The organism is Arenibacter palladensis, from assembly GCF_900129275.1.
GTDB classification, from domain to species: Bacteria; Bacteroidota; Bacteroidia; order Flavobacteriales; family Flavobacteriaceae; genus Arenibacter; species Arenibacter palladensis.
The window spans coordinates 819,152-834,637 of the sequence record NZ_FQUX01000002.1 but is presented as its reverse complement, the minus strand read 5'-3'; the positions used below and the strand labels follow the sequence as shown (position 1 = coordinate 834,637).

18 protein-coding genes are annotated in these 15,486 nt (G+C 40.4%); 15 read left to right on the top strand and 3 right to left on the bottom strand.

Annotation, left to right across the window (positions count from 1 at the left end; genetic code table 11):
- The first annotated feature begins 63 nt into the window (after nt 1-63).
- The 11 genes from BUA60_RS09605 to BUA60_RS09555 all read left to right on the top strand — a co-directional run bounded on the left by BUA60_RS09605 (nt 64) and on the right by BUA60_RS09555 (nt 8,862).
- The gene (locus BUA60_RS09605; RefSeq protein ID WP_072861514.1) at nt 64-1,347 is read left to right on the top strand and encodes a Glu/Leu/Phe/Val family dehydrogenase; all 1,284 of its coding nucleotides are present in this window, start codon (nt 64-66) and stop codon (nt 1,345-1,347) included.
- A 22-nt stretch (nt 1,348-1,369) separates the two neighbouring features.
- The gene (locus tag BUA60_RS09600; RefSeq protein WP_072861513.1) at nt 1,370-1,789 is read left to right on the top strand and encodes a GreA/GreB family elongation factor; all 420 of its coding nucleotides are present in this window, start codon (nt 1,370-1,372) and stop codon (nt 1,787-1,789) included.
- 2 nt (nt 1,790-1,791) lie between these two features.
- The gene (locus BUA60_RS09595; protein WP_072861512.1) at nt 1,792-2,169 is read left to right on the top strand and encodes a hypothetical protein; all 378 of its coding nucleotides are present in this window, start codon (nt 1,792-1,794) and stop codon (nt 2,167-2,169) included.
- 333 nt (nt 2,170-2,502) lie between these two features.
- Nucleotides 2,503-3,006, top strand: coding sequence for a lipocalin-like domain-containing protein (locus BUA60_RS09590; protein ID WP_245802518.1), 504 nt, complete (start codon nt 2,503-2,505; stop codon nt 3,004-3,006).
- Nucleotides 3,007-3,129: 123 nt separating this feature from the next.
- Nucleotides 3,130-3,825, top strand: coding sequence for a YiaD family glycine zipper/OmpA-like lipoprotein (locus BUA60_RS09585; RefSeq protein ID WP_072861511.1), 696 nt, complete (start codon nt 3,130-3,132; stop codon nt 3,823-3,825).
- Nucleotides 3,826-3,901: 76 nt separating this feature from the next.
- Nucleotides 3,902-5,023 carry an NAD(P)/FAD-dependent oxidoreductase gene (locus tag BUA60_RS09580; RefSeq protein WP_072861510.1) on the top strand — a complete coding sequence of 374 codons (1,122 nt, stop codon included), beginning with the start codon at nt 3,902-3,904 and terminating at the stop codon, nt 5,021-5,023.
- Nucleotides 5,023-5,754 (top strand): methyltransferase domain-containing protein, encoded by a 732-nt coding sequence (locus BUA60_RS09575; RefSeq protein ID WP_072861509.1) that lies wholly within the window; start codon nt 5,023-5,025, stop codon nt 5,752-5,754. The genes BUA60_RS09580 and BUA60_RS09575 overlap by 1 nt, the downstream gene beginning before the upstream one ends.
- The gene (locus tag BUA60_RS09570; protein WP_072861508.1) at nt 5,741-6,796 is read left to right on the top strand and encodes a type III polyketide synthase; all 1,056 of its coding nucleotides are present in this window, start codon (nt 5,741-5,743) and stop codon (nt 6,794-6,796) included. The genes BUA60_RS09575 and BUA60_RS09570 overlap by 14 nt, the downstream gene beginning before the upstream one ends.
- 82 nt (nt 6,797-6,878) lie before the next feature.
- Nucleotides 6,879-7,328, top strand: coding sequence for a 3-hydroxyacyl-ACP dehydratase FabZ family protein (locus tag BUA60_RS09565; RefSeq protein ID WP_072861507.1), 450 nt, complete (start codon nt 6,879-6,881; stop codon nt 7,326-7,328).
- Nucleotides 7,325-8,602, top strand: a complete 1,278-nt coding sequence (locus BUA60_RS09560; protein ID WP_072861506.1) for a beta-ketoacyl-[acyl-carrier-protein] synthase family protein — start codon at nt 7,325-7,327, stop codon at nt 8,600-8,602. Before BUA60_RS09565 ends, BUA60_RS09560 begins: the two co-directional genes overlap by 4 nt.
- 2 nt (nt 8,603-8,604) lie before the next feature.
- Nucleotides 8,605-8,862 (top strand): phosphopantetheine-binding protein, encoded by a 258-nt coding sequence (locus BUA60_RS09555; protein ID WP_072861505.1) that lies wholly within the window; start codon nt 8,605-8,607, stop codon nt 8,860-8,862.
- Nucleotides 8,863-8,871: 9 nt separating this feature from the next.
- Here BUA60_RS09555 and BUA60_RS09550 read toward each other — a convergent pair whose 3' ends face one another.
- Nucleotides 8,872-9,816: a TerC family protein gene (locus BUA60_RS09550; protein WP_072861504.1), complete on the bottom strand. Its 945-nt coding sequence runs from the start codon at nt 9,814-9,816 to the stop codon at nt 8,872-8,874.
- A 245-nt stretch (nt 9,817-10,061) separates the two neighbouring features.
- On the opposite strand from BUA60_RS09550, the gene BUA60_RS09545 reads away from it, so the two are divergent.
- Nucleotides 10,062-10,409: a hypothetical protein gene (locus BUA60_RS09545; protein WP_072861503.1), complete on the top strand. Its 348-nt coding sequence runs from the start codon at nt 10,062-10,064 to the stop codon at nt 10,407-10,409.
- A gap of 108 nt (nt 10,410-10,517) precedes the next feature.
- On the opposite strand, the gene BUA60_RS09540 is transcribed toward BUA60_RS09545, so the two are convergent.
- Complete coding sequence (locus tag BUA60_RS09540) at nt 10,518-10,820, bottom strand: HPF/RaiA family ribosome-associated protein (protein ID WP_072861502.1); 303 nt, start codon at nt 10,818-10,820, stop codon at nt 10,518-10,520.
- A gap of 106 nt (nt 10,821-10,926) precedes the next feature.
- Entirely contained in the window at nt 10,927-12,477 is a 1,551-nt protein-coding gene (locus tag BUA60_RS09535) for a M20/M25/M40 family metallo-hydrolase (RefSeq protein WP_072861501.1), read from the bottom strand.
- Nucleotides 12,478-12,647: 170 nt separating this feature from the next.
- Here BUA60_RS09535 and BUA60_RS09530 point away from each other — a divergent pair, with 170 nt between their 5' ends.
- The 3 genes from BUA60_RS09530 to lpxD all read left to right on the top strand — a co-directional run bounded on the left by BUA60_RS09530 (nt 12,648) and on the right by lpxD (nt 15,465).
- Nucleotides 12,648-14,006: a DEAD/DEAH box helicase gene (locus BUA60_RS09530; RefSeq protein WP_072861641.1), complete on the top strand. Its 1,359-nt coding sequence runs from the start codon at nt 12,648-12,650 to the stop codon at nt 14,004-14,006.
- A gap of 53 nt (nt 14,007-14,059) precedes the next feature.
- A complete protein-coding gene (locus BUA60_RS09525) occupies nt 14,060-14,281 on the top strand; it encodes a VF530 family protein (RefSeq protein WP_072861500.1) in 222 nt (73 codons plus the stop codon).
- 191 nt (nt 14,282-14,472) lie between these two features.
- Nucleotides 14,473-15,465: a UDP-3-O-(3-hydroxymyristoyl)glucosamine N-acyltransferase gene (lpxD, locus tag BUA60_RS09520; RefSeq protein WP_072861499.1), complete on the top strand. Its 993-nt coding sequence runs from the start codon at nt 14,473-14,475 to the stop codon at nt 15,463-15,465.
- Nucleotides 15,466-15,486: the final 21 nt, after the last annotated feature.

Here is a 15,486-nt window from a genome sequence, read left to right as displayed (position 1 = left end):
CGGTACCTGGAGGAAATCAAATGGTTTTTAAGAGAGAAGTGAGATTGTTCTAAACAGAAATTTATGATTACAAAATCAAAAACACAATTGAAACAGGGCATGTTGGAGAACGTGATGCGTCAATTCAATCATGCTGCCGATATTATTGGCCTAAATAGTAATATCAGAAAAATACTAAGCATTACCAACAATGAATTACTGATACATTTCCCGGTTAAAATGGACAATGGGGATGTTGAAGTTTTTACAGGATACCGGGTGCAGCACAATAATGCCTTAGGACCATATAAGGGTGGACTTCGTTATCACCCTACCGTAGATATTGATGCGGCAAAGGCGCTTGCCATGTGGATGACCTGGAAAACCTCTTTGGCAGGTCTGCCCTATGGTGGTGCTAAAGGAGGGATTCAAATTGATCCCTCCAAATATTCCAATGCGGAATTGGAAAGGATTACCAGAAGATTTACATATGCATTGGGCGATAACATAGGGCCGGAACACGATATACCTGCTCCGGACGTAAATACAAACTCACAAACCATGGCTTGGATCGTGGATACGTATATGTCTACAAAGTCCCCGGCGGAGAGGTCCAAAAATCAGCATGTGGTAACAGGGAAACCCTTGGGTTCCGGAGGTTCTGAAGGTAGGGACAGGGCTACGGGCTACGGTGTTTTTCTCAATATAAAACTGTGGGCCGAAAAGAAAAAGGTAGACCTAAAGAACAAGAGGTTTATTGTTCAGGGATTTGGGAATGTAGGTTATTGGACTGCCCATTTTTTGGAAAACGAAGGAGCTAAATTGGTGGGGGTGCAGGATGCCTATGGAACCATTGCCAATAGCGATGGAATTGAAGTATCCCAGTTGTACCATTATATGCAGGGCAACAAGGGCAGTATTGTAGGCTATACGTTGGCGCAAGCTGTAGATAAGGACCATTTTTTTGAATTGGATTGCGATATATGTATTCCTGCTGCCTTGGGAAATCAAATTACAGCTGAGAACGCTGCTAAGATCAAGGCATTTTTAATAGCGGAAGGTGCAAATGGACCAACCGATGTGGAAGGTGAGGAGATATTGTTGAAAAATGGAGTGGGAATCATACCGGATATACTATGTAATTCAGGGGGGGTAATAGGTAGCTATTTTGAGTGGCTACAGAACAGAAACGGGGAGTTATGGCAATTGGAGGAAGTGATGGCCAAGCTGGAAAAGAAGATGAAGGAAGTCTTTGAGAAGGTATATGAAACTGCCGAAAATAGGGATGGGGATATGAGAACTGCAGCCTATATCATTGCTATTGAGAGAATAGAAAAGGCTTATGTTCAAAGAGGGATATTTCCATAAATAAAATAAAAAATACAGAATTATGAAGTACGGAAATCTAGTGTTGGAGGAGAAGGAGTTCGTCTTGTTAAAGCGTCTGGTAAATGTATCCGGGTTTTACACGGATAATACTTATAAGAGTTCCATTGAAAAGTTGACCGAAGAGCTGAAGTCTGCGGTAGTTTATAATGAGGAGGAAATGCCCAAAGATGTGATCAGGTTCAATTCTATCGTCACCATCCAGGCAGTCAATGGATGGTCCAAACAATTCCAATTGGTCATTCCTTCCCAAGGTGACTTCAAGAACAGTAAAATTTCAATTTTAACTCCTATGGGGGCCGCAGTTATAGGCTATGCCAAAGGGGATGATATTGTATGGGAATTTAGGAACGGGGAGCAGACCCTTAAGGTTGCGGATGTGAAGCAAGAACTTAATACCATTAATTCTGATATTTTATTGTAATTATGGAAGTGTTTTATGAACATGATTCGGACGATAGGTTAATTGCCAAAAAAGATGCCCTGGAGCTCAATAATTGGATAGATCATTTGGTTGACAACGGCAGGGAGTTGGAAATTTTGATCAACATTGCCAAAAAATTATCGAATGACGATGATATGGGCAGTAGGTTGAAAGAATTGGCCATGGAAAACAAATTGCATCTTGGTGTATTCTTCAGGTATAAGAGCTCTATGGTAAATTTACATGAATGCGAAGATATGGAGTGCGATATATACTATGTTAACAAGCACGAAGAGTATCGTAATCTATACAAGGCTATTTTGCAGGAGTCGCACAAATTGAAAGAAGAACTATATACGAAGATTTTGATAAAATTATGAGGTTGTTTTGTTAGCAGTCTGTTTGTTGGTTTTAATATTAGAGTTTTGGCTGTTAATGCACAAGGGGAAGCAATGCTTCCCCTTGTTTTTTTTAGGAACATGGAGTAAAATATTTAGGTAGGTACCTTTGGATTCTAAATGTTCCCCAATTGGGGTAAAGTCAATTATTTTTGGATAAGAGCAAAGCCACTTTTGTCATTTACAATAGTTTTGGGAAAAATAAGTTGTTCGGAGTATTCTGTGCCTGAGGGTATTAGTTTTTATCTTCTTAATTAAAAGAGGTGCATCATACTTTTTTTACACTTTCAACGTATATATGTTCAAATTATAAATATGAAAACAATGCATTTAAAAAAGCTTTTAGTTTTAATGTTAATTTCTGCCGGTATTGTTACCTCCTGTTCCGTATCCAAGGCGGCAAGACAGGACAGAAGTGTTTTGAGCGGTAACTGGATTTTGAACAGTGTTTCCTATCAAGGCGGCCAGGGAAAATTCAAATCGGTTCTTTTTAATGATTCCGATGCCACTTGTTTTGAGGGCAGTACCTGGTTTTTTAGAAATAATAACAGTACAGGGAGTTATATGTTGGGCAATGGTGCTAATTGTGATGGCGCTGAGCGCTTTATCCGTTGGTCTGTTGTGGATAGGCCAGGGATGAACAGTCAGTTGCAATTTAAGTTTATAGACGAGAAGTATAAGGATATTTCAGGAGGTTTGGGATATAGGTTGGACATTGAACAACTCACCGATCAACAGTTGAGAATGACCTCAAAAGTATCTGTGGATGGACAGCCGTTGACAGTAGTTTATGAATTTACCAAAAACGACCTGCCTTAATTTCTAATTACCTGAAATATATAATCAAGCCGATACGCAAATAAGTCGGGATTGGCATGATTTCTGTTTTAAGGGATATTCGTCCTTGAAATATTTGGGATTAACATTAAACAATAAAATCAAATGAAAAAAATAATAGTAAGTAGTTTATCCGTAATTATGATTCTTGCTACGTTCAGTAGTTGTCAAGCAGTAAAGAACACCAATCACAAGCAAAGGGGTGCGGCAACTGGTGCTGCCGGTGGAGCGGTAATAGGAGGAGTTCTTGGCAATAATGTTGGAAAAGGTAATAATACGGCCTTGGGAGCAATCATTGGTGCAGTGGTAGGTGGTGTTGCCGGTGGTTATATCGGGGATAGAATGGACCGTCAGGCAGAACGAATTGAAGAAGAGATTCCTGGAGCTGAGGTTGTTAGGGTAGGTGAAGGAATAAATGTAACCTTTAATGAGGATGCCGGTGTTTACTTTGATACCAATAAATCCGATGTTAAGGGTACTTCGGCAGCAACATTGGATAGATTGGTAGGGATTTTAAAAGAATATCCGGACACCAATATATTGGTGGAAGGCCATACCGATAGTGCCGGACCCGATGACTATAATCTTAACCTGTCCAAGCAACGGGCACAGTCTGTAACCAATTACCTAATTACCAATGGTATTTCAGGGAGTAGGTTAACAACAACCTGGTATGGTGAGACGCAACCAAAAGCCGACAACAGTACGGCTGCCGGTAAAGCTAAAAACCGTAGGGTAGAATTGGTAATTGTGGCCAATGAGGCTTTACAACAGGAAGCTTTACAAAAGGCGAAACAATAAATAAAACAAAAACACCCTTGTGTAAAACCCGACGTATATCGTCGGGTTTTTTGTTTATTTTCAGTACCTTTTGTTAATGGATAATTTTGATGTCATTATTGTAGGGGGAGGCCTTGCAGGTCTAACTGCCGCCATACACTTGCGAAGGGAAAACTACGATGTGGCTGTTTTTGAAAGCAAACCATATCCCCACCATAAAGTGTGTGGAGAGTATATCTCCAACGAAGTGAAACCTTATTTAGAGTTTTTGGGGGTTTCTTTGCCGCGAACCTTTCAATTTAATGAAATGCTCCTGAGTATTGAGCAGGGGAAAGCCTTGAAGGCTAATTTACCCCTGGGAGGGTTTGGTCTTAGTAGATATACTTTTGACCACCTTTTGTATCAGAGGGCATTGGAATTGGGAGTCAATGTTTTTGTTAATAGTGTAAACTCCATAAGATTTGAAAACGACATATTTAGGGTCGGTTTGGAATCGGGTCAGGAATACACCAGCAAATTTGTTATTGGAGCATATGGGAAAAGGGATGTGTTGGATAAGGATCTAGGGCGTTATTTTATTCAGAAAAAATCCCCATGGTTAGCTGTAAAGACCCATTATAAATTAGACTCCTTTCCAGATAATTTGGTAGCTATCCATAATTTCAGAGGCGGTTACGGCGGGCTGTCCAAAACGGAAAGTGGGGCGGTAAATTTTTGTTATCTGGTTTCTTATGATAGTTTTAAAAAAGAGAAGGGTATTGCTGGCTTTAATCAGAATATTATTGCTAGGAATCCTTATCTAAATAAATTTCTTAATGATGCGGAGATGTTATTTGAGCAACCACTCACCATAGGGCAGATTTCATTTCATAAAAAGAAAGCCGTGGAGAATCATGTTATCATGTGCGGGGATACAGCGGGTCTTATACATCCGTTGTGTGGCAATGGAATGGCTATGGCCATCCATAGCGCCAAAATTGCCTCGGAGGCTATCAATTCTTATTTTAAGACCGGATTATGGAATCGATCCCAGTTAGAGATGGAATATGAAACCCAATGGAAGCATTTGTTTGCCAAGAGGTTATGGATGGGTAGGCAGCTGCAGGCTATTTTGCTGAACCCAAGGCTATCCAATTTATCCATGGGGATATTGGCTAATTCTCCCTATATTGTAAATAAGCTTATCAAAAATACCCATGGACAAATTATCCAGAATTAATGAATTTCAAAAGACGTAGTTGTAGCAGAGAGCTTATGGACGATCCTTTATTGGATACCATTTTGTTGCAGAAAGTTTATACGGATATAAATAGGGTCAATACCGTTTTGCAGGGTTTTTCACTTACTTTACGGGCCATTGAAAAAATAATTGAAGAAAACCCTCGGAATTCATATACCATAATGGATATGGGGTGTGGGGATGGGGCCATGTTGACTAAAGTTGCTGCGTATTACAAAAACAAACCTGTGAGCCTGGATCTAATAGGGGTAGATTTAAATTCCAAATCCATTGCGCTGGCCAAAGAAAATGCTAAGGAATTTTCCAATATAAGTTTTTTGGAATTGGATATTTTGGGGCCGGAAGCAAAGAACCTACAATGTGATATTCTACTCTGCACCTTAACCATGCATCATTTTGATTCTAAGGATATACCCCTTTTTCTGGATCAATTTGTAAAACTGAGCAGATTGGGCATTGTTATTAATGATTTGCAGAGAAGTAAAGTGTCCTATTATCTTTTTCAGCTGTTTAGCCTTATTTTTATAAAAACAAAGATTGCGAAGCATGATGGTTTGGTTTCCATAAAAAGCGCGTTTACCAAATTGGATTTGGAAGCTTTTTCCATTAATCTACCCCATGTGGAACACGATATTTGTTGGAGATGGGCATTTAGATACCTATGGATAATGAGAATAAAGGGAAAACAGTTGCCATATGGAAGGGACTAGGATAGTTGCAGTAACCAAATCATTGCCACAATACAGTAGGAACACAAAGGATATTTTACCCTTTGTGGAGCAATGGTTGCACGGTCAGGATGTACGGTTTCAGCGTAAGGTGCTTAAGATTTTTGAAGGGGCCGCTGTAGACAAACGCTATAGTATAATGAGTCCTGAAGAGGTTTTTGAAGCTACCTCTTTTGAAGATAAAAACAATGTCTTTATCCGTGAGGTCAAGAAGTTGGGAAGAACTGTCCTTCAGAGGGCCCTTGATAAAAGTGGGTGGCCGGCAGACAGTCTGGATTATATAATTACGGTTAGCTGTACGGGAATTATGATTCCGTCCTTGGATGCTTATTTGATTAATGATCTGGACCTTAGAAAAGATATTGTTCGTTTGCCTGTTACGGAGATGGGTTGCGCTGCAGGTGTTTCCGGTTTAATATATGCCAGTAATTTTTTAAGATCCAACCCAGGGAAGAGGGCAGCCATTGTAGCTGTTGAAAGTCCAACTGCGACCTTTCAACTCAATGATTATTCCATGGCCAATATGGTAAGTGCCGCTATTTTTGGAGATGGGGCAGCCTGTGTATTGGTATCTTCGGAAAAGGACGCCAAGGGACCAAGAATCGTTGGGGAAGAAATGTACCATTTTCCCGATGCTACACAAATGATGGGTTTCGATTTAACCAACTCGGGCCTAAAAATGATTTTGGATCCCCTGGTGCCGCAGGTGATTTCCGAACATTTCCCAGAAATCATCCATCCATTTTTAAAACGGTATGGAAGTAGTATTGAAAAAGTGGACCATTTAATTTTTCACCCTGGTGGAAAGAAAATAGTAGAGACTGTAGAGCAGTTGTTTGGTAATTTGGGCAAGAATTTGGAGGATACCCGGGAAACCCTACGGCTATATGGTAATATGAGCAGCGCCACGGTACTTTATGTGCTGGAACGATTTATGGAAAAGGATATTCCGGAAGGGGAGCAAGGTTTATTATTGAGTTTTGGCCCTGGATTTTCTGCCCAACGGATATTACTGGAATGGTGATATAACCTGAAATTTAAAAAAAGTATTGGATATTGCTTCAACCAATATGTGTAAAGTAATAGTTTAATTAAAGTATTGTTGGATGCTTATTATAAATGATATAATAAATAAATTACCGTATACAGATCCCTTTTTATTCGTTGATGAAATAAATATGGTGAGTGATAATGCCATTGAAGGTCGCTATACTTTTAAAAAGGATGAATCCTTTTATAAGGGACATTTTAAGGAACAACCTGTTACGCCGGGAGTGATTCTCACAGAATGTTGTGCTCAAATCGGATTGGTATGTTTGGGGATCCATTTACTCAATTCGGAAAAGGTGGGAACAAGGGATTTCCAGGTAGCGCTAAGCAGTTCCGATATGCATTTTCTCTTGCCTGTCTTTCCACTGGAGACGGTAATTGTAAAAGCGAACAAGCTTTACTTTCGCTTCAATAAGTTGAAATGTGAGGTTAAAATGTACAACCAGGAAGCCCAGTTGGTTTGCAAGGGTGTTTTGTCTGGGATGATAAGGAATAATAGCATATGAATAGGAGGGTAGTGGTAACCGGACTTGGTATATGCGCGCCTAACGGGGTGGGGCTAACCAATTTTTATGAGTCAATGCTCAATGGTAGTAGTGGAATTACTTTTCATCAAGAGTTGGCCGACTTGGGATTTGGATGTCAAATAGCAGGAAAACCGGAAATACGGGAAGGTTTAAAGGAATCTTATTTTACTTCATTACAACTTAGGGGTTTAAACTCAAGCGGTATTGTTTACGGTGTTATGGCCGGATCGGATGCCTGGAAGGATGCGGGTCTGGAAAAGGCAGATAAGGATCTACCTGACTGGGACAGCGGAATTATTTTTGGCACTGGAATTTTGGGAATAGACAAACTAAGGGAATCCATCCATTTAATAGATAATAACAATGCCCGCCGTTTGGGCAGTAATTCTGTAATGCAGACTATGGCCAGTGGTATCAGTGCTTATCTCGGTGGCATTTTGGGATGTGGAAATCAGGTGACCACCAATTCATCGGCATGTGCTACGGGCACTGAAGGGGTAATTATGGGGATGGAGCGGATAAGGGCAGGAAAAGCAGAAAGGATGTTGGTAGGGAGTTGTAACGACAGCGGACCGTATATTTGGGGTGGTTTTGATGCTATGCGCATTTTGCCCTCCAATTACAATGATAATCCCCAAGAGGCCAGTAGGCCCATGAGCTCCAGTGCTTCCGGGTTTGTTCCTGGTAGTGGGGCAGGTGCCATGGTGTTGGAGTCATTATCGAGCGCTTTGGAGAGAGGGGCCAAAATATATGCGGAGGTTTTGGGAGGTGCAATCAATAGTGGCGGACAACGGGGTGTAGGAAGTATGACCGCTCCAAACAGTCAAGCGGTACAGAAATGTATTTTGGAGGCGCTTATGGATGCGGGAGTGGATAAATCCGAAGTGGACGTTATTAATGGACATTTAACGGCTACATCAAAAGATGTAGAGGAAATTAGAAATTGGAGCGAGGCTTTGGGACGAACAGGTGTCGATTTTCCCATAATAAACGCTACAAAAGGGCTGGTAGGCCATTGTTTGGCCGCTTCCGGCAGTGTTGAATGTGTGGCTGCCTTGCTACAATACCGCGAGGGATTGGTTTTTGGGAATCGAAACTGTCAGGACCTACATCCTGAGATCTTGGCATTGGTAGATGCCTCCAGAATACCCTTAAAAACCATTTCCCATACACCGGGAATAATGGCAAAAGCAAGTTTTGGTTTTGGAGATGTAAACGCCTGTGTTATCTTTAATGATTATAAAGTGAAATAACTGTGGAGAGTGATCAACATTTTGGGCAATTGAAGGATATCGTTAAGATGTACCTTCCTGATGATGTTTCTGTGGATGCCATTGAGGTGGATAGTAATTTCGTGAAGGAACTCAATATTAATTCGGCCAATTTGGTCGATATTGTCCTTGATGTAGAGGATGCGTTTGGGATACGTTTGGAAAATGAAGATATGGACAAAATGCAAACCGTACAGGATGCCCTAATTATTATTGCCCAGAAATTGCAGGTTAAAAAATAACTGGCACTTTCACTTCCCTTTTTCTTCGGTGATGAGTAGTGAGAAAATTATTCCCCCAACCAAGGATACGGATATCACTGTAAGGGATACCCACTCTGGGATTTCTATGTGGTGGGAAAACATCATTTTTAAACCTACAAAAGCTAAAATCACTACTAGGCTATAGTTGATATACCTGAATTTCTCCAGCATTCTGGAAATTAGGAAATACATGGATCGCAATCCCAATATGGCCAAAATATTGGAGCTAAAAACAATAAAAGGGTCGGCCGTAATGGCCAAGATAGCAGGGATGCTGTCCATTGCAAATAGAATATCCGTTAATTCAATAATTACCAAGGCAACAAATAGTGGGGTAGCGGCAGTAACGCCCATACGTTTTACGAAAAAATCATGGCCATTAATGCTTGCCGTAATGGGGTATATTTTTTTTAATCTTTTAAATATGAAGGACTTTTTTGGATCAAATTCGCTGTTGTCCGATTTCAGCATTTTAAAGGCCGTATACAATAGGAATACTCCAAAGACATAAATAATCCAATCAAACTTGGTAATCAGGGCAACCCCGAACACTATCATAATGGCCCTAAAAACTATTGCCCCCAATATTCCCCAGAACAGTACCCGGTGCTGGTAAATGGCCGGAATCTTGAAAGCACTGAATATTACGGCAATCACAAAAACATTATCTACACTAAGCGATAGTTCAATAAGATAGCCGGTTATGTATTTTAGAACAGCATCGTTTGGGGTTAAACCGGTAGGGTTGTCAATGATATTATTGGAGAACAGCCAATAGATAACCCCACTAAAGCTTAGTGCCACGGTTACCCAAACTGCGGTCCAAATACTGGCTTCCTTGGTTTTAATTACGTGTTCATGTTTGTGAAAAACACCTAAATCCAGAGCCAAAAAAATAATGATCAGACCAATAAAAGAACCCCAAACCAACATACATTTTTGTATTTAAAGGCACAAATGTAAGTATCATTTTTCAATCACTAGTGCGAACATATAACATTCTTTTTTTGGGAATAGAGTATTGCATTTTGCCGGATTTTGAGGTTGTTGTAACAATGGATGGATGTGGATTATCGATAGAAGGTTATAAAACACGATATACTGTAAGTCTGGGCTGGATTTATGGTGCGGCAGGATGAATAAAATGTTATAACTTTAAACAGACACTTTTATGAAACATGATTAAAGATATATACAGCGCTGTAATTGTGCTTGTTATGGTTTTTTTCTTGGTGGATGGCAATGCCCAATCCAAGGAGAGTGACACTTTGGGAAAAAAGCTGAAGGTGGAAAAATGGACGGTATTGGAGGAGTATGAGCCAGACATGATTTTATCTGCCGAAGATCGGATGGCTTTAAAGAAGAAGCGGTTTGTTGAGGTCAAAAGGAGAAAAGGTATTTTGGATACTATGGACATTTCAGATCGTAAAAGAAAAAGGTTGATGAGGGATTTGTACAAAAACCCTTTCTCGGATAGATTGATGAAAACCTTGGCCGATACCCAATTTGAGGACGATGGGGATTAAAAAAAGGAAGCTTATAATTTATCGTCATAAAATGATAAATAAAAATGCCCCGGGAAGATTCAACTCTTTACCGGGGCATTTTTTGTGTTTTAATTGTAATTAATTAGGCTAATGTGTTTTCATTTTGCCTTTTCTTTTTTCCAATTGCCTTTCAAGTTCTTCTACTGAAGCGGCAATGGAAACTTCAAATTTAGAGTTGTTGGACTCTGCAAATAATCTGGGGCCAGGTGCACTTAGCCGTATGTTACAAATTAAACCGGTATCAGGTGAGGAAGTGTTCTCTTTTTTAAAGAAAACATCGGCGCGCACTATAAAATCATATTTGTCTTCTAGTTTTTCTAACTTCTTGGTAGCCAATTCTTCTAAACGGGCACTGGCTTTTACATCATCATATACAAAATTGATATTCATATTTAATTGTTTTTAGGTTAACAGACCTAGCAAGATCTGGTATAAATTCTGGAATTTAAGTTAGTCTTTATTTTTAATAAACCCAAGGGAAATTAATGGGAAATTCTTACAATCCTCCTTTCCTTTCGGGAGAACGCTGTGCTGGCCAAATGGATTGTTCCCCAGTTTTAGGGTTGACCGGCAATATTCTTTTTTCCCTAGAGGCCATTTCCGGATCTTCACTTGCCATATAGGCCAATATTGCTGTAAGAATTACATTGTTCTTTAAATCGTCAAAAACAATTTTATCATAAGTATCCCTATTGGTGTGCCAAGTATAATTCCAATAGGACCAATTTAAGGAACTAAGTCCAAAAGCAGGGGCTCCGGCAGCTATAAAGGAAGCGTTGTCCGACCCTCCGCCAGCAGGCATTCCAGGAAATGTGGTCTCTATATGTTGGGTAATATCGTCCGGAACGGCGGATAACCATCTTGGAATGTAATTATAGGAATTGGCAAACCCGCCTCCGGATATTTGCACCACTCTCCCCGTACCATTGTCTTGATTAAAAACGGCTTGTACATTACCCACAATTTCAGGGTGGTCCTCTACATAAGCCCTGGAGCCGTTCAATCCCTGTTCTTCGCTTCCCCAATGTCCGACCAAAATGGTCCTTTTGGGATTGGGATATAATTTTTTGAGCACGCGCATGGTTTCCATCATTACCAAGGTGCCCGTTCCGTTATCCGTGGCCCCCGTACCGCCATCCCAAGAATCGAAATGAGCCGATAGTACAACATATTCATTGGGTTTTTCTGAACCCTTTATTTCTGCTATGGTATTAAAAGTGGGTACGGCACCAAGCTCTTTGGACTCTGCCAAAATTTTAATTTTGGGGCGATCTCCATGCTCCACCAATCTGTAAAGCATGGTATAGTCTTCCAGTTCCAAATCGATAATTGGAATTTTGTCCGTATTGGCTCCAAAAATTTTGTTGGCGCCAAACCCCTTGGACCAATAGGAACTAACTATTCCCGCTGCTCCAGCTTTTTCCAGGGCAATAGGGAGCGAACGCCTATCGTATCCTATGCGTTGCATATTTGTTGACCATTCATTTTCTTGGGCCTCCCTATCTTTTTTCATTTTATAATAAGACTCCGGCGTTGCAAATTCTTCCCAGTTATAATCCGGTCTACCGGTAGGTTCCTTCATAGAGATCATTACCAGCTTACCTTTAACAGTAGGTAGCCAATTGTTGAATTCAGCGGAATCGGCAACGGTAGGCAATACCATTAACTCTGCCGTAATACCTTTACGTCCGGTACTTGGGCTCCATGCCAGTTGGGTTCCTTTTAAGGTTTGTACTCTAGGTGATACCATGTCTATATGTGTTATTCCCCGTTCCCAGCCCCTCCATTGGCCCCATTGTTCGTTTGTTGCTGCGATTCCCCAGTTGGTGTATTGGTTCACTGCCCAATCATGGGCTTGTTGCATCTGCGGTGTGCCGACCAGCCTAGGGCCAATGACATCCAATAATTGGTGCGCCAAGGCTTCCAACTGCGAATTTTCATGGACTTCGGATACTATTTGAGCTACAATTTTATCGGTAGTCTGAGTAAATCCGGTCTGGATGAAGCTTAATAGGGACAAAGTAAATAGAAGGTAGGTTTTTTTCATTTTTTGGAATTTAAATTAGTAAGCGGCATCAAAATAATAATAATCGCATAGTTAAACTCTGGAATTAAGTTTTAATTATGAATCTACGGTTGCCTTTGAATTATATCAACAATTGCAAAAACGGTAGTAATCAAGATTATAAACTCTACCTTTGTCCAAAAATATTGGGAATGAGTACTTTTTCGGATTTTAATATATCTAAGCAATTACATTATGCCATAGAGGATTTGGGATTTGGTTCCCCGACACCTATTCAGCAAGAGGCCTTTTCCGTAATCATGTCAGGTAAGGATATTGTAGGGATTGCACAAACAGGTACGGGGAAGACATTTGCCTATATGTTGCCTCTTTTGCAGGAGTTGAAATTTTCGAAACAACCCAATCCCAGAATATTGATATTGGTACCAACAAGGGAGTTGGTGTTGCAGGTGGTAGCCAACATTGAAGCCTATTCCAAATATATGAGTGTTAGGGTTTGCGGTATTTACGGTGGGGCAAATATAAATACACAGCGACAAGCAGTTGCACAGGGGTGTGATATCTTGGTGGCTACACCCGGTAGATTGTATGACCTAACACTGGATAGGACAGTTAAGCTCAAGGATATCAAGAAATTGGTCATCGATGAGGTCGATGTTATGTTGGATCTTGGTTTTCGATTTCAGATTACCAATATTTTTGAGTTAATGCCACAGAGAAGGCAGAACATCATGTTTTCGGCTACCATGACCGAGGAGGTTTCCAAATTGATAGAGGACTTTTTTATTGCTCCGGTAAAAATATCGATTGCAGTAAGTGGCACCCCATTGGAAAATATTGAACAAGTGGTCTATGCCGTGCCAAACTATTATACCAAAGTAAACCTTTTGGCTTTTCTTTTGAAAGATAAAACCATATACAAAAAGGTGTTGATCTTTGTTTCCAATAAAAGAAGTGCCGATAGATTATTTGAAGCTTTAAAGGAAGATTTTGGGGATGAGGCAGCAATAATACATTCCAATAAAACACAGAATTATAGAATTAGGTCCATCAAACAATTTGATGAAGGTAAAAATAGGATACTGGTCTCCACAGATGTAATGTCCAGGGGATTGGATCTAGAGCAAATTACCCACGTTATAAATTTTGATACCCCAACATTCCCGGAGAACTATATGCACCGTATAGGTAGAACGGGAAGAGCGGAGAAAAAAGGAAACTCTTTGTTGTTGTATACCGAAAAGGAAGAGGAGTTTAAAAATGCCATTGAGAAATTAATGGATTACGAAATACCGTTGTTGGAGTTACCAAAGGAGGTAAAAATATCAGAGGAGTTGGCGCCGGAAGAACGCCCCAAAAATTTGGAACACAACAATCCTGTGAGCGCGTCCGAAGCAGAGGCCCGTGGCGCCGCCTTTCATGAGAAAGCGGAAAAAAATAAAAAGGTAAACCAAGGGGGGTCTTATAAAAGGGTAATTGCAAAGAAGTATAAAAAACCGATTACTAGGGGCGATAAAAGATTAGCCCAAAAAAACAAAAAAAGAAAATAACATTTAACTTAAATTGAGTTATATAATTAATTCTATTTAATGTATTGCTTTAAATGAATAACGATAAGAACCCTTTACATGGCATTACCTTGGCCGATATTTTGGAATCCCTGGTGTCTCAATATGGTTGGGAGGAAATGGGTGAAAGAATCAATATTCGCTGCTTTAATCACGACCCCTCTATCAAATCCAGTTTAAAATTCTTAAGACGGACTCCTTGGGCACGGGAAAAGGTAGAACAATTGTATATTAGGTCGCAAAGGAAAAGTAAATAACAGTTATTGGTAAAGGGTATTTGGCGCAAGAGAATATACAATTTAATCATTGCTGTCTATAGTCTTGTTTAATGTTTTTGTCCCAGCAACCTTAATAATTAACAATATAGTTTGAAATTTAACGCTATATTTAAATATTTGACAGAAAATAAATCAATGTTTTAGAAATAAAACAATTACAAAAATATTATATGAAATCATTTACCGTTGCAGAAATAAGTGACCTTTTGAATGGGGAGCTTATAGGGGAATATAATAAGTCGATTATTGGCGCCGAACAAATGGACAGGGCCAAAGATCAGCAAATTACGTTCATCTCCAGTAATAAATATGCGCGACAATGGGATTCATGCAGTGCTAGTGCTGCCATTGTGACCAATGCAGTAAAAATACAGCCAGGTGCGGATAGGGCTTTTATCAAGGTGGCAAATGCGGATTTGGCCATGGCCAAATTGCTGGAGGCATTTCAGCCGGAACCACCTGAAATGATTGAAGAGATACATCCTAGGGCGGTAGTGCACGAAACTGCGGTTTTGGGTAAAGGTTGTAAGATTGGAGCCGGTAGTTATGTGGGTAAAAATGTAGTTTTGGGAGATGGGGTTATCCTTTATCCCAATGTTACTGTTTTTGATGAGAGTACCATTGGCCATCATACCGTGGTATGGTCGGGTACCGTTATCAGGGAGCGCAGCATCATAGGGAATAACTGTATTTTTCATACCAATGTGAGTATTGGTGCCGATGGGTTTGGCTATAGGCCAAGCGAAGACGGCAGGGGTTTGGTGAAAATTCCCCAAATAGGAAATGTGGTGATTGGCAATTATGTGGAAATTGGGGCCAATTCCTGCGTGGACCGCGGAAAATTTAGTTCCACAATAGTAGGTGATGGATGTAAAATCGACAATTTGGTCCAAATAGCCCATAATTGTGTGTTGGGAAGGTCCTGTATTATGGCCGGGCACAGTGGTTTGGCTGGTTCGGTGACCCTGGGCGATGGTGTAATCATAGGGGGGAGCGCTTCCATTAAAGATCATACGACCATCAATTCGGGTGCCGTAGTGGGGGCTGGTTCGGGTGTGATGAGCGACGTTCTTCCTGGAAAAACCGTACTGGGATATCCGGCTACGGATTCAAGGGAAATGCTCAAACAATGGGTGGCGTTAAGAAACCTTGTCAAAAACTAATATAATGCGGGGTCAAGATTT

What these genes read in the sequence shown, in the direction of transcription:
- BUA60_RS09600 (WP_072861513.1), top strand. Translation starts at nt 1,370, where the DNA reads ATGAAGTACGGAAATCTAGTGTTGGAGGAGAAGGAGTTCGTCTTGTTA.
- BUA60_RS09580 (WP_072861510.1), top strand. Translation starts at nt 3,902, where the DNA reads ATGGATAATTTTGATGTCATTATTGTAGGGGGAGGCCTTGCAGGTCTA.
- BUA60_RS09590 (WP_245802518.1), top strand. Translation starts at nt 2,503, where the DNA reads ATGAAAACAATGCATTTAAAAAAGCTTTTAGTTTTAATGTTAATTTCT.
- BUA60_RS09560 (WP_072861506.1), top strand. Translation starts at nt 7,325, where the DNA reads ATGAATAGGAGGGTAGTGGTAACCGGACTTGGTATATGCGCGCCTAAC.
- BUA60_RS09595 (WP_072861512.1), top strand. Translation starts at nt 1,792, where the DNA reads ATGGAAGTGTTTTATGAACATGATTCGGACGATAGGTTAATTGCCAAA.
- BUA60_RS09605 (WP_072861514.1), top strand. Translation starts at nt 64, where the DNA reads ATGATTACAAAATCAAAAACACAATTGAAACAGGGCATGTTGGAGAAC.
- lpxD (WP_072861499.1), top strand. Translation starts at nt 14,473, where the DNA reads ATGAAATCATTTACCGTTGCAGAAATAAGTGACCTTTTGAATGGGGAG.
- BUA60_RS09545 (WP_072861503.1), top strand. Translation starts at nt 10,062, where the DNA reads ATGATTAAAGATATATACAGCGCTGTAATTGTGCTTGTTATGGTTTTT.
- BUA60_RS09540 (WP_072861502.1), bottom strand. Translation starts at nt 10,820, where the DNA reads ATGAATATCAATTTTGTATATGATGATGTAAAAGCCAGTGCCCGTTTA.
- BUA60_RS09550 (WP_072861504.1), bottom strand. Translation starts at nt 9,816, where the DNA reads ATGTTGGTTTGGGGTTCTTTTATTGGTCTGATCATTATTTTTTTGGCT.
- BUA60_RS09570 (WP_072861508.1), top strand. Translation starts at nt 5,741, where the DNA reads ATGGAAGGGACTAGGATAGTTGCAGTAACCAAATCATTGCCACAATAC.
- BUA60_RS09585 (WP_072861511.1), top strand. Translation starts at nt 3,130, where the DNA reads ATGAAAAAAATAATAGTAAGTAGTTTATCCGTAATTATGATTCTTGCT.
- BUA60_RS09530 (WP_072861641.1), top strand. Translation starts at nt 12,648, where the DNA reads ATGAGTACTTTTTCGGATTTTAATATATCTAAGCAATTACATTATGCC.
- BUA60_RS09535 (WP_072861501.1), bottom strand. Translation starts at nt 12,477, where the DNA reads ATGAAAAAAACCTACCTTCTATTTACTTTGTCCCTATTAAGCTTCATC.
- BUA60_RS09575 (WP_072861509.1), top strand. Translation starts at nt 5,023, where the DNA reads ATGAATTTCAAAAGACGTAGTTGTAGCAGAGAGCTTATGGACGATCCT.
- BUA60_RS09565 (WP_072861507.1), top strand. Translation starts at nt 6,879, where the DNA reads ATGCTTATTATAAATGATATAATAAATAAATTACCGTATACAGATCCC.
- BUA60_RS09525 (WP_072861500.1), top strand. Translation starts at nt 14,060, where the DNA reads ATGAATAACGATAAGAACCCTTTACATGGCATTACCTTGGCCGATATT.